The sequence below is a fragment of the Pseudomonas sp. HLS-6 genome, assembly GCF_002753995.1.
Classification (GTDB): domain Bacteria; phylum Pseudomonadota; class Gammaproteobacteria; order Pseudomonadales; family Pseudomonadaceae; genus Aquipseudomonas; species Aquipseudomonas defluvii.
The window spans coordinates 351,739-364,487 of record NZ_CP024478.1; the positions used below are offsets into that span (position 1 = coordinate 351,739).

The 12,749-nt window shown below is 61.7% G+C and carries 14 protein-coding genes; 6 read left to right on the plus strand and 8 right to left on the minus strand.

All coding sequences use genetic code 11. The annotated features are described in order from the left end of the window. Position 1: 1 nt before the first annotated feature. Both mutM and CS390_RS01580 read right to left on the minus strand, forming a co-directional pair. Positions 2-814, minus strand: coding sequence for a bifunctional DNA-formamidopyrimidine glycosylase/DNA-(apurinic or apyrimidinic site) lyase (gene mutM / locus CS390_RS01575; protein WP_099773326.1), 813 nt, complete (start codon positions 812-814; stop codon positions 2-4). 3 nt (positions 815-817) lie between these two features. Continuing rightward, a complete protein-coding gene (locus tag CS390_RS01580) occupies positions 818-1,684 on the minus strand; it encodes an HDOD domain-containing protein (protein WP_099773327.1) in 867 nt (288 codons plus the stop codon). A 181-nt stretch (positions 1,685-1,865) separates the two neighbouring features. Between CS390_RS01580 and CS390_RS01585 the strand changes: the two genes are divergently transcribed. Next, positions 1,866-3,062, plus strand: a complete 1,197-nt coding sequence (locus tag CS390_RS01585; protein ID WP_065758180.1) for a class I SAM-dependent rRNA methyltransferase — start codon at positions 1,866-1,868, stop codon at positions 3,060-3,062. 39 nt (positions 3,063-3,101) lie between these two features. On the opposite strand, the gene CS390_RS01590 is transcribed toward CS390_RS01585, so the two are convergent. Further along, positions 3,102-4,784: a DUF4153 domain-containing protein gene (locus CS390_RS01590; RefSeq protein WP_099773328.1), complete on the minus strand. Its 1,683-nt coding sequence runs from the start codon at positions 4,782-4,784 to the stop codon at positions 3,102-3,104. 306 nt (positions 4,785-5,090) lie between these two features. On the opposite strand from CS390_RS01590, the gene ilvD reads away from it, so the two are divergent. Further along, positions 5,091-6,932, plus strand: coding sequence for a dihydroxy-acid dehydratase (gene ilvD, locus CS390_RS01595; RefSeq protein ID WP_065758182.1), 1,842 nt, complete (start codon positions 5,091-5,093; stop codon positions 6,930-6,932). A gap of 148 nt (positions 6,933-7,080) precedes the next feature. Here the strand turns inward: ilvD and mtgA are convergent, their stop codons facing one another. Further along, positions 7,081-7,803, minus strand: coding sequence for a monofunctional biosynthetic peptidoglycan transglycosylase (gene mtgA, locus CS390_RS01600; protein ID WP_065758183.1), 723 nt, complete (start codon positions 7,801-7,803; stop codon positions 7,081-7,083). A gap of 84 nt (positions 7,804-7,887) precedes the next feature. Here mtgA and CS390_RS01605 point away from each other — a divergent pair, with 84 nt between their 5' ends. The 4 genes from CS390_RS01605 to trmB all read left to right on the plus strand — a co-directional run bounded on the left by CS390_RS01605 (position 7,888) and on the right by trmB (position 10,140). Continuing rightward, on the plus strand, positions 7,888-8,259 hold the full coding sequence (locus CS390_RS01605; RefSeq protein ID WP_065758184.1) for a DUF423 domain-containing protein: 372 nt from the start codon (positions 7,888-7,890) through the stop codon (positions 8,257-8,259). 103 nt (positions 8,260-8,362) lie between these two features. Beyond that, positions 8,363-8,563, plus strand: a complete 201-nt coding sequence (thiS, locus tag CS390_RS01610; protein WP_065758231.1) for a sulfur carrier protein ThiS — start codon at positions 8,363-8,365, stop codon at positions 8,561-8,563. Between the two features lie 50 nt (positions 8,564-8,613). After that, positions 8,614-9,408, plus strand: a complete 795-nt coding sequence (locus CS390_RS01615) for a thiazole synthase (protein WP_065758185.1) — start codon at positions 8,614-8,616, stop codon at positions 9,406-9,408. A gap of 9 nt (positions 9,409-9,417) precedes the next feature. Then, complete coding sequence (trmB, locus tag CS390_RS01620; protein ID WP_065758186.1) at positions 9,418-10,140, plus strand: tRNA (guanosine(46)-N7)-methyltransferase TrmB; 723 nt, start codon at positions 9,418-9,420, stop codon at positions 10,138-10,140. Between the two features lie 36 nt (positions 10,141-10,176). Here trmB and CS390_RS01625 read toward each other — a convergent pair whose 3' ends face one another. The 4 genes from CS390_RS01625 to CS390_RS01640 are packed head-to-tail and all read right to left on the minus strand — an operon-like array spanning position 10,177 to position 12,748. Further along, positions 10,177-10,500, minus strand: coding sequence for a DUF3392 domain-containing protein (locus tag CS390_RS01625; protein WP_065758187.1), 324 nt, complete (start codon positions 10,498-10,500; stop codon positions 10,177-10,179). 9 nt (positions 10,501-10,509) lie between these two features. Next, positions 10,510-11,724, minus strand: coding sequence for a radical SAM family heme chaperone HemW (gene hemW, locus CS390_RS01630; protein ID WP_065758188.1), 1,215 nt, complete (start codon positions 11,722-11,724; stop codon positions 10,510-10,512). Beyond that, on the minus strand, positions 11,721-12,317 hold the full coding sequence (gene rdgB / locus CS390_RS01635) for an RdgB/HAM1 family non-canonical purine NTP pyrophosphatase (protein WP_065758189.1): 597 nt from the start codon (positions 12,315-12,317) through the stop codon (positions 11,721-11,723). The genes hemW and rdgB overlap by 4 nt, the downstream gene beginning before the upstream one ends. Beyond that, on the minus strand, positions 12,314-12,748 hold the full coding sequence (locus tag CS390_RS01640; protein ID WP_065758190.1) for a DUF4426 domain-containing protein: 435 nt from the start codon (positions 12,746-12,748) through the stop codon (positions 12,314-12,316). The genes rdgB and CS390_RS01640 overlap by 4 nt, the downstream gene beginning before the upstream one ends. Position 12,749: the final 1 nt, after the last annotated feature.

The window sequence follows — 12,749 nt, forward strand, 5'->3', positions numbered from 1 at the left end:
CTCAGCTCTGGCAGCGTGGGCAGTACACGCTGGCGCGCTGCCCGAGGCGTACTTCTCGCAAGGTGCTGCCACACACCTTGCACGGTTCTTCCCCGCGCCCGTAAACGAACAGTTCCTGCTGGAAATAGCCAGGCTGGCCGTCGCCACCGATAAAGTCACGCAAGGTGGTACCGCCACGTTCGATGGCACTGGCCAGGATTCGTTTTATTTCGATAGCCAGTTTCAGGTAGCGCGCCCGGGAAATGCTCCCCGCTTCGCGTCGAGGGTCAATGCCGGCGGCAAACAACGCCTCGGTCGCATAGATATTGCCGACGCCCACCACCACCGCGTTGTCCATGATGAATGGCTTGACCGCCATCGAGCGTCCCCGCGATAGCTGGAACAGGCGCTCACCGCCAAACAGATCGGTCAGCGGCTCAGGCCCCAGCTTGATCAGCAGTTCATGGTGCAGCGGGTCGAGGCTCCAGAGCATCGCGCCAAAGCGCCGGGGGTCGGTGTAACGCAGTGCCAGCCCAGACTCCAGCTCGATGTCCACGTGCTCGTGCTTGAGCGCTGGAAGGCCGATTTCTACCAGCCGCAGGTTGCCGGACATGCCCAGGTGACTGATCAATGTACCGACTTCGGCGTTGATCAGCAGGTACTTGGCCCGCCGTTCGACGCTGACGATACGCTGGCCTGAGAGGCGAACATCAAGGTCTTCGGGGATCGGCCAGCGCAGGCGCCGGTCACGCACGATCACCCGTTTGACCCGCTGACCTTCCAGATAGGGTGCGATCCCGCGTCGTGTTGTTTCGACCTCTGGCAATTCAGGCATCGATCAATGCCCACCCAGGTCGCGGATGGTTTGCTTGAGGTTTTCGAAGTCGTACTCAGGCAAGCCGACGTAATCGAGCACCAGATGGCTGATGGTGTTCCACTCATGGTCTTCGCTCTGGCCACCCAGCACCCGGTGCGAAGCGCAAATATGCTCGGCCATCTTCAGGATCGACAGCAGGTTCTTCAACTGGCTGTTACGCGCCGATTCATCACTGAATACCGCCAGGGCGTTGTGATGATTGGCAATGGCATTGCTCAGGTGTTCCGGCAGGCGCCACGACTTTGCGGTGTAGTAGCCGACCACGGCATGGTTGGTGTTGAACACCTGGTTTTCGGTATCGACCACCCGCTGGCCGGGCCCGGCGCTGGCGTAGGCGTCTTCGACCACGCTCATGTACTCAGGGAAACGCTTGAGCATCAGCGGGATGCCACAGTCGTGGAACAGCCCCAGGGCATAGGCCTCGTCCACCGCTTGTGAGCCCAAGCGCTTGGCCAGGGTCATGCAGGTCATGGCCACGTCCTGGGCGTTGTCCCAGAAACGGTTCAAGGTGACGATGGTTTCATCGCTCATCTCGCCCTTGATCGACTGCGCATTGATCAGGTTGATGATCGAACGGCTACCGAGCAGATTCACCGCGCGCTGAATCGAAGCGATCTTGTTGGTCAGGCCGAAATGCGCTGAGTTGACCAGCTTGAGCAGTGCCCCAGAAAGCCCCGGGTCCTGGGAAATCAGCTTGGCGATCATCTCCAGGTCTGGATCAGGCATGTACTGCTCCATTTGCAGATCAACCATGATTTGCGGCTGGGGCGGTACACTGATGCCCTGCAGGGCCTGCTGAATCTGTTCGGAGGAGAGCTCTTGGGACATAAGTACACACTCGGGGCTGAGCGGCGATTTTAACCTTGCCCTGCGCCCAAGGAACACCGGCAGATGGCGCAATTGCAACTAATTGCCACCTCGGTTCACCACTTGGCGGCTATTTATCCTCGGCCACGCGTTGAACCTCGTCGACGCGTTATACTCCCGCTCTTTTTTCCGGAGCGACGTCATGTCCCTGCCCAGCCTTCGCCTCAAAGCCAACGCCGACCGCCGCCTGCGCGCCGGCCATCTATGGGTTTACAGCAACGAAATCGACGTCGCCGCGACCCCGCTGCATGGCTTCAAGGCCGGTGATCAGGCCGTGCTGGAAGCCGCGGGCGGTAAAGCCCTTGGCATCGTCGCGATGAGCCCGAACAACCTGATCTGTGCTCGCCTGCTGTCGCGTGATGCCAAGCTGCCGCTGGACAAGTCGCTGCTGGTGCACCGCCTGAATGTGGCCCTGTCGCTGCGTGAGCGCCTGTTCGACAAGCCTTACTACCGCTTGGTCTACGGTGATTCCGACCTGCTGCCGGGCCTGGTGGTCGACCGTTTCGGCGACATTCTGGTCGTGCAACTGGCTTCGGCCACCATGGAACTGCACCGCGACGACATCCTTGCTGCGCTAATCCAGGTGCTCAAGCCAAGTGGCATCCTGTTCAAGAACGACTCCGCTGCACGTGATGCCGAAGGGCTGAATCGCTATGTGGAAACCGCATTCGGCCTGGTGCCCGAGTGGGTTGCACTGGAAGAAAACGGCGTGAAGTTCGAAGCGCCGGTGATGGAAGGCCAGAAAACCGGCTGGTTCTATGACCACCGCATGAACCGTGCGCGCCTGGCGCCGTACGTCAAAGGCAAGCGTGTTCTCGACCTGTTCAGCTACATCGGTGGCTGGGGCGTGCAGGCCGGTGCCTTTGGCGCCAGCGAAGTGTTCTGCGTCGACGCTTCGGGCTTCGCCCTGGACGGCGTTGAGCGTAACGCTGCACTCAACGGTATTGCCGAGAAGGTCACCTGCGTCGAAGGTGATGTATTTGAAGCACTGAAAGAACTGAAAGCTGCCGAAGAGCGTTTCGACGTGATCGTGGCCGACCCACCGGCGTTCATCAAGCGCAAGAAAGACCTGAAGAACGGCGAGGGCGCCTATCGTCGCCTGAACGAGCAAGCCATGCGCCTGCTCACCAAGGACGGCATCCTGGTCAGCGCGTCGTGCTCGATGCACCTGCCTGAAGACGACCTGCAGAACATTCTGCTGACCAGCGCCCGCCACCTGGACCGCAACATCCAGTTGCTGGAACGTGGCGGCCAGGGCCCGGATCACCCGGTACACCCGGCGATTCCGGAAACCCGCTACATCAAGAGCCTGACCTGCCGTTTGCTGCCTAACAGCTAACATGCGGTGCCGGTGTTGGGCTGCTCGGCAGCTCAACACCTAGTCGTGCGTTGGCAATGCGCTCAGTTCCACACCGTCGATGTTGAACGTGTTAAAGCGTGGTTTGACCGGCTTTAGCGCACCCTGGCGGATCAACTCGATCACGCGCGCCGGGTCGTCCTGCCCCTCCAGGTCTGCAGCCGCTCGCCACTCGCCGTGCTCATCACGCTCCAGAATGTAAGCCTTGAACGCCCATTCCTCCTTGGACACGAGCAGCACCTCGTTGCGACCGTCGTCGTTCAGGTCCATGGCGTGCAGTACGCAACCAGCCCCCTGGCAATGCATGCCGATGAACGCGCCTTTCAGCATCGTCTCGACACCGTCCTCGGTATTGCCGACCCACTCGATCTTCAAGGCGTTATCACGGCCGTCAAATTCTGCCGAGTTCGAGCGGTAGGTCGGCTCTTTCAAAATCTCACGCAGCTGCTCGCGCCCTTGAGCGTCCAGAATCTGCCCGCGGTCCACTTCGGCCGTGAGCCATTCGAGCTGCTCGATTCCAGGCGCACCAAGCCGGTAGCGCAGGGTCCAGGCATCGAAGTCCGCCACCGCTGTACGCCCGCTGAGCAGGCGTTGCACCTGGTGCTTTGCGCTCCAGGTCTCAGGGCTCACCAGTGGCGTATGCACCAGTACCAACACCACGCAGCCAAACAGGGCAATGGGCGGGTTACTGGTACGCAGATGCCCCAGCCACACCGACTGCCGGCGAACAACCGCCCACACCGCCGCAAGGCTATACAGCAGCGCGACCAGCAGCAGCGGGATCGCCATGAAACGCTGTGGCGTCAGGCCGTATTGCTCAATGCGCAGCCAGGTCGAGTAGCCTGCCAGTACGACCAGCACCGGCAAGCAGAGCAGGGACAACTCCACCAAAAGCCGCAAGCCTCTGGCGTATGGTGCGCTGTCGTGACCGTCCTGGAACACACCATTGACCAGAAACAGGTTAAGCCCCACCAGGCACAGCAGGATCAGGGTCGAAGAACCGGTATCCCAGACAGGTTGCAGGCCACTGAATGGCAAGGTCAGGATGAACAGCACGGTCATCAGTGCTCCGAATGGCAGCAGGAAGCGGCACACCGCCAGAAGCACGCCACGCAGCAGCCCAATGACCGTCTCTTTCTCGCGGCCTATGCGCATGCCGAGGGAAAACACCAGTGTCAGGGCGATCGCGAGGAACAGCGGTGACTCGAGCACCGCCTTGACCTGCGGCACGCCCAGCATCTTGAACAGCGCACCACACAACAACGCCAGCAGCATCACCACCATGACCAGTTGCTGGGCGAGGAGCACGATGAAAATGTTGTTCCAGGCATGCCTGAACAGGTCTTCATAGCGTGGCCAGCGGCCTTCACGGGTTGGCCAACTGGCGATGAAGGCGCAGCCGATGTAGCCCAGCAGGCTCGCGCAGACCACCCAGGACCCTTGCAACCACTGCGAGCCGTTTTCGGAAAAGACCCAGCCGCTGATCGCCGTCATCACCAGTGTCATCAGTGCAACCAGTACCCAGGTGCCACGCTGCAGTACTGAACGCCCTAGCAGTTGCAGGTTGATCCCGCCGACGGTAGCCAGTGTCACCAGCATGGTGCTGATCCAGGGGATCTCCAGCCAAAGTGCGCTCAAGAGCAACAGCCCCTGAAGGGCGCCAACGAGCAGATAGAAATACAACGAAGGGGATAACGCGGGCATGCCAAGTCCTTTTGCCGGGGGAGCTGCGAAGGGCGGCAGTCTAACCAAGTGCCGCCAGATTTTCCCCTTCGAGGCACCGCTGACGCACCAACCCGCTATAGCGCCATTCCTTCCCGCGGCCAGCCGTGTAGAATCGGCCTATTCATCGCCAGTCATCCCCGGCGGGTTTATGAGCTCTGGCCGAGCGCACGGCGATCCCGCGGCGTTCTCGGCTTCATCCGCACCAGCGGCCACCTGCCTTCGGTGCAAAGGACAAGAGACGCTCACTCCCCTTTTTGTTACCTGCTTAGCCGCCAGGAGTGCTCCATGCCAGATTACCGCTCGAAAACGTCCACCCACGGCCGCAACATGGCCGGCGCACGCGCCCTGTGGCGCGCCACGGGTATGAAAGACGACGATTTCAAGAAACCGATCATCGCCATTGCCAACTCGTTCACCCAGTTCGTACCGGGCCACGTCCACCTCAAGGACCTCGGCCAACTGGTCGCCCGTGAGATTGAACGCGCCGGTGGCGTGGCCAAGGAATTCAACACCATCGCGGTCGATGATGGCATCGCCATGGGCCATGACGGCATGCTCTACTCGCTGCCAAGCCGCGAGATCATCGCCGACTCGGTCGAGTACATGGTCAACGCTCACTGCGCTGACGCCATTGTCTGCATCTCCAACTGCGACAAGATCACCCCCGGCATGCTGATGGCCGCCCTGCGCCTGAACATCCCGGTGATCTTCGTTTCCGGCGGCCCGATGGAAGCCGGCAAGACCAAGCTGGCCAGCCACGGCCTGGACCTGGTCGACGCCATGGTCATCGCAGCCGACTCCTCGGCCTCCGATGAAAAGGTCGCCGAGTATGAGCGCAGCGCCTGCCCGACCTGTGGTTCCTGCTCCGGCATGTTCACCGCCAACTCGATGAACTGCCTGACCGAAGCCCTGGGCCTGGCCCTGCCGGGCAACGGCTCGACCCTGGCCACCCACAGCGACCGCGAACAACTGTTCTTGCAGGCTGGCCGGACCATCGTCGAGCTGTGCAAGCGTTACTACGGCGAGAACGATCAGAGCGTTCTGCCGCGCAATATCGCCAGCTTCAAGGCGTTCGAGAACGCCATGACCCTGGACATCGCCATGGGTGGGTCGACCAACACCATCCTGCACCTGCTGGCCGCGGCTCAGGAAGCCGAAATCGACTTCGACCTGCGCGACATCGATCGCCTGTCGCGCAAAGTGCCGCAGTTGTGCAAAGTGGCGCCGAACATCCAGAAGTACCACATGGAAGATGTGCACCGCGCCGGTGGCATCATCAGCATCCTCGGTGAACTGGCCCGTGGTGGCCTGTTGCACACCGACCTGCCGACCGTACACAGCAAGACCATGGCCGATGCCATTGCCAAGTGGGACATCACCCAGAGCGATGACCCCGAGGTGCATACCTTCTTCCGCGCGGGCCCGGCCGGCATTCCGACCCAGACCGCCTTCAGCCAGTCGACCCGTTGGGAAACCCTCGACGCCGACCGTGAAAACGGCTGCATTCGCAGCGTTGAGCACGCCTACTCGCAAGAAGGCGGCCTGGCTGTGCTTTACGGCAACATCGCCCTGGACGGCTGCGTGGTGAAAACTGCCGGCGTCGATGAGTCGATTCACGTGTTCGAAGGCAACGCGAAGATCTTCGAAAGCCAGGACAGCGCGGTACGTGGCATCCTCGCCGACGAAGTGAAGGAAGGTGACATCGTCATCATCCGTTACGAAGGCCCGAAAGGTGGTCCGGGCATGCAAGAGATGCTCTACCCAACCTCGTACCTGAAGTCCAAAGGCCTGGGCAAAGCCTGCGCGCTGCTGACCGACGGTCGTTTCTCTGGTGGTACCTCGGGCCTGTCGATTGGCCATGCTTCGCCAGAAGCGGCAGCCGGTGGTGCAATCGGCCTGGTACGTGATGGCGACAAAGTGCTGATCGACATCCCGAACCGCTCGATCAACCTGCTGGTGGACGACGCCGAACTGGCCGCACGCCGGGTTGAGCAGGACAAGAAAGGCTGGAAGCCGGTTGAAGTGCGCCCACGCAAAGTGACCACTGCGCTGAAAGCCTACGCCCTGCTGGCCACCAGCGCCGACAAGGGTGCGGTACGCAACAAGGCCCTGCTCGACGGGCTGTAAGGCGCTACGCCAAGCCCCACAAACAAAGCCCCTGACCGAAAGGCCAGGGGCTTTTGTTTGCGGGCGTTTGCTCAACAAGGCGACCTGTACCACATGGCCTTGTTCACATCCTGTGGCAACTGGTTTGTCAGTGATACAGGGCAGCGGCTTACTGATTCCAGGGCGCCGCACGTCGGCTGTCGAGCAGGCTCAGGTAACTGCTGCCGCCCAACTGGCGCATTTGCTGGCGTATCCAGCTGGCACGTCGCGCGACGTAGCTGCTGGGGTGGCTGGCGCTCCATTTGCGTGGGCTGGGCAGCACGGCAGCAAGCAGGCTGGCCTGTTGCTGGGACAGGTTACGGGCGTTGACACCGAAGTGGTGTCGGGCGGCGGCCTGTGCGCCAAACACCCCGTCATCCCATTCAGCGCTGTTGAGGTACACCTCAAGGATGCGCTCTTTCGACCAAAACACTTCGATCAGCGCCGTGAACCAGGCTTCCAGCCCCTTGCGCAACCAACTGCGCCCCGACCAGAGAAACAGGTTCTTCGCCACCTGCTGGCTCAGCGTACTGGCCCCGCGGATGCTGCCACCACGTTCGTTGTGGGCCAGCGCGGCCTGGATTGCCGTGAAATCGAAGCCCCAATGCTCAGGGAATTTCTGATCTTCTCCGGCGATCACCGCCACTTTCAGATCGTCAGAGATCTGTTCCCAGGGTTGCCAGTCGCGCTGCAGGTCTATCGGTTGGCCGTTGAACCAGGAGGCAACCTTGCGCTCGACCATCAGTGCAGTGCCCGGTGGCGGCACCCAGCGAAAGAGCAGCACCAGCAGGGCACTGCCGGCCGCGAACCAGAGCAGGGCACGAGTGAGGCGACGCAGTAGGGATGACAGCATAGGAGAGATGGCTTGGCCGAACCGATGGAGCGGGCCATTATACAGACCCTCTGCCTCGCCATGGTCCTGACTGGGAGTTGTCTTATGCTTCGTAGTTTCTTGTTGCTCGCTGCCTTTTTCGGTTTTACCGGTGTCGCCCTTGGCGCCTTTGCCGCGCACGGCCTGAAAGCACGCTTGAGCAGTGAGTACCTGGCGATCTTTCAAACCGGGGTCACGTATCAACTGATTCACACCCTGGCCCTGCTGGCGGTAGCGTTGCTTGCCACGCAGCTCCCCGGGCGCCTGGTGGGCTGGGCCGGCGGCCTGTTCAGCCTGGGTATCGTGCTGTTCTCTGGCAGCCTGTACCTGCTGACACTCACCGGCGTCGGCAAGTTGGGCATCATCACGCCACTGGGCGGTGTGGCGTTCCTCGCGGGCTGGTTGTGCCTGGGGCTTGCCGCCTGGCGCCTGAGTTGACTGATCGGTCGAAAACCGGGACGAATGGCGCTGCTTTGCCTTGGTCATCCGCGTGGATCGGGGCTAGAATGCTGGCCCCCTGAAAATAATGGCTGCCGTCCGCATGCGCATTCAATTGAACGGTGAACCCTATGAGCTGCCTGACGGTACGACCGTCGAGGCATTGTTGACCCGGCTGGAGTTGGTCGGCCGCCGGATTGCAGTGGAACTCAACCTGGATATCGTGCCGCGCAGTCAGCACGCCGCCACCGCCCTGCGCGAAGGCGATCAGGTCGAAGTCGTCCACGCCATTGGTGGCGGCTAGGCCGCCCCGCGATTCACCTGCAAGCCCCTCAACCCCCAAGAGGATTTCCGATGAGCAATGTTCGTAGCGACAAGCCTTTCACCCTGGCTGGCCGTACCTTCCAGTCGCGCCTGCTGGTGGGTACCGGCAAGTACCGTGACATGGAAGAAACCCGTCTGGCCATCGAGGCCTCGGGGGCTGAGATCGTCACCGTCGCCGTGCGCCGTACCAACATCGGCCAGAACCCGGGCGAGCCGAACCTGCTCGACGTGCTGCCGCCAGACCGCTACACCATCCTGCCGAACACCGCCGGTTGCTATGACGCCGTCGAAGCCGTGCGTACCTGCCGCCTGGCCCGCGAACTGCTCGATGGGCACAACCTGGTGAAGCTGGAAGTACTGGCGGACCAGAAGACCCTGTTCCCCAATGTGATCGAAACCCTGAAGGCCGCCGAAGTGCTGGTCAAGGACGGTTTCGACGTGATGGTGTACACCAGCGATGATCCGATCATCGCCCGGCAACTGGCCGAAGCTGGCTGCATTGCCGTGATGCCGCTGGCGGGCCTGATCGGCACCGGCCTGGGTATCTGCAACCCGTACAACCTGCAAATCATCCTGGAAGAAGCCAAGGTGCCTGTGCTGGTCGATGCCGGTGTCGGTACCGCGTCGGACGCGACCATTGCCATGGAGCTGGGTTGCGAGGCCGTGCTGATGAACTCGGCGATTGCCCATGCTCAGCAGCCGATCATGATGGCCGAGGCCATGAAACATGCAATCGTTGCCGGCCGCCTGGCGTACCTGGCCGGTCGTATGCCGAAAAAACTCTATGCCAGCGCCTCGTCGCCGCTGGATGGTCTGATCAAGTAAGAGCCCCCGATGACTGAATCGCAACAACCGCCGATCTCTACTGAAGGCGAAGAGCGTCAACACCGCCGCATCAAGAGTTTTGTGATGCGTGCCGGCCGCATGACTGAAGGCCAGCAGCGTGGCCTGGACCAGGGCGCGCCGCTGTTTGTCCTGCCGCTGAGCGACAGCCCGGTGGATTTCGACCAGGTTTTCGGTCGCGCCGCTCCGCGCACGCTGGAGATTGGTTTCGGCATGGGCCATTCCCTGTTGGAAATGGCTGCTGCTGCGCCTGAACAGGACTTCATCGGTGTCGAAGTGCACCGGCCGGGTGTCGGTGCGCTGCTCAATGGCGTGCTGACCCAGGGCCTGAAGAACCTGCGGGTGTATGACTGCGATGCCATCGAAGTGCTGAACAAGTGCGTGGCTGACAACAGCCTTGATCGCTTGCTGCTGTTCTTCCCGGACCCTTGGCACAAGAGCCGTCACCACAAGCGGCGCATTGTTCAGCCGGCATTCGCCGAGCTGGTACGCAGCAAGCTGAAGGTCGGTGGTGTGCTGCACATGGCCACGGACTGGGAGCCCTATGCCGAGTACATGCTGGAAGTCATGAACGTTGCACCGGGTTACCGCAACCTGGCAGCAGACGGCAAATGCGTACCGCGTCCTGAAGAGCGCCCGGTTACCAAGTTCGAGCGTCGCGGTGAGCGGCTCGGGCATGGCGTCTGGGACTTGAAGTTCGAGAAGCTGGCGTAAGCCTCTGCGCGAGCCGGCACTGCCGGCTCCTGCAGGTCAGCGGCGGTCGGCGACAACGCCGATCAGCACCAGTACCACCAGCAGTACCGGTGCCAGGGCATAGTTGTTGAACTGGCTCAGGCCGCGCACCACCCAGGGTGTGGCATAGATCAGCGCTGCACCACTGCCGATCAGGCACAGCAGGGCCATGAACGGGACGCGCAAGGCGCCCGCCAGATTGCCGATCCGTTGTTCGATCCAGCCCTTGATATCCGTGCCGAACAGCACCAGCAGGCAGCCGACCAGCGCCAAGGAAATCTCCGACAGGTTACTGCGGCTCCAGCGGGAAACGGTTGAGAGCAGGTCGAGTACCAAGTCCATTCGCAATCCTTAGGTCAAGAAATACTGCAGCAGGTCGTTGAGGAACAACTGGCCGCGTGGCGTGGCTACCAGTCGCGTCGGTTCGACCTGCAAAAGTCCCTTTTGTTCGGCTTCGCGACGTGCCGCCGCCAACTGTTCCATCGGCAGCCCGGTACGCTGGCTGAACAGCTCCGCGTCCACCCCTTGAGTCAGGCGCAGGGCGTTCATCAGGAACTCGAACGGCAGCTCGTCTACGGGCAACAGCTTTTCACCCGCCTTGAAGGCTTTGGCCGGGTTCAGGTAGTCCTTGGGCAGGCGAGTCTTCCAGGTGCGCACGATGCGCCCGTCCGGGTGGCTGAGCTTGCCATGGGCGCCCGCGCCAATACCGATGAAGTCGCCGAAACTCCAGTAGTTCAGGTTGTGCCGCGCAGCACGCCCGGGTTGGGCGTAGGCGGACACTTCGTACTGGGCGTAGCCATGCTCGGCAAGCAGGGCCTGGCCGGCTTCCTGGATGTCCCAGAGGATGTCGTCTTCGGGCAGCACCGGTGGCTGGTTCCAGAACACCGTGTTCGGCTCCAAGGTCAGCTGGTACCAGGACAGGTGGGTCGGGCCCATGGCGATGGCTTGGCGCAGGTCGCTCAGGGCGTCATCCAGGGACTGATCGGGCAAACCGTGCATCAGGTCCAGGTTGAAGTTGTCGAACCCGGCCCGTCGTGCCATGTCGGCCGCACGCACGGCTTCTTCACCGTTGTGGATACGCCCCAGGGCTTCGAGCTTGGCCTGTTGGAAGCTCTGGATGCCGATCGACAGGCGGTTGATGCCCAGTTGCCGGTAGGCGGTGAACTTCTCCTGCTCGAACGTTCCGGGGTTGGCCTCCAGGGTGATTTCAATGTCACTGGCGAACGGGATGCGCTGTTCGACACCGGCCAGCAACCGGCCCAGTGCTTGTGCGCTGAACAGGCTAGGGGTGCCACCACCGAAGAAGATCGAACTCAGCGGCCGGCCATAGACGGCAGGCAACTCCTGCTCAAGGTCGGCCAGGAGTGCGTCGACATAGGCCTCTTCCGGCAGCTCGGCACTGGCCGCATGAGAGTTGAAGTCGCAGTACGGGCATTTGCGCACGCACCAGGGGATGTGGATATACAGCGCAAGGGGTGGCAGCTGTGGCAGCGCCAGCCGAGGTGCCTGGGAGCTGAACCCAGCCTCGCTCAGGTGCAGAGGCTGTGCTGGTGAATGCTCGGTCATGCCAAGCCCAGGCGCTGTCGCAGCAGGCTCATGGCGCGAGCACGGTGGCTCAGCTGATTTTTCTCGATTGGGTTCAGCTCGGCGCTCGAGCAGTTGCGTTCCGGCACCCAGAACAGCGGATCATAACCAAAGCCGTTGGCACCGCTGGCTTCGGTCAGGATGCGACCGTGCCAGAGACCTTCGCAGAGAATGGGTAGCGGATCGTCAGCGTGCCGTACCAGTGCCAGCACGCAAACGAACTGGGCCGTGCGCTGGTCGTGCGGAACGTCCTTGAGAACGTCGAGCAGCTTGGCGTTATTGGCTGCGTCGCCCTGGCCATCGGCGTAGCGTGCCGAGTAGATGCCTGGGGCGCCACCGAGGGCGTCCACGGCCAGCCCTGAATCGTCGGCCAACGCCGGCAACCCGGAAATACGCGCCGCATTACGGGCCTTGAGGATGGCATTCTCAACGAACGACAGGCCGGTTTCCTCGGGCTCTACGCTACTGAATTCACCGATTGAACGCAGTTGAACCGAGTCGCCGAGCATGGCCTGGAGTTCTTTCAGTTTGCCGGCGTTATGGCTGGCCAATACGAGCTGTGGAAAAGTCATCATTCGCCTGGGAATACTTCCTGGTTAAAGCTGAAACTGTTGGTTTTGCCAGCGGCACCGACAGTGACCGTGAAGGTATAGGTTTCTGGCTGCTGCACCGGGAACTGGGCAATGTAGTACGTCGCGCCCTGATCATTGATCTGCTTGAAGGTCAGGTCGGTCTTGCGGCTGGTCAGGTCACTGACCGTGCCGCTGACCGAGGCGGCGCTGGGCTTGCCGTCCTTGAGAACGGTGATGTTCAGCACGCCCTGGTTCTTGCTGCGTACAAGGCCAGCAGCCTGGGCCGTCGCCGGTTGCAGGAAGCCGGAGTTGAAGACGCTGTAGTGAACGGTCACATCACCGAAGACTTCCTTGCGCTCGGGCTTGGCGGCATCGGCAGCCAGGACCGGGATGGCCAGGCACAGGCTGCATAGAAACAGGACTAGACGGCGCATG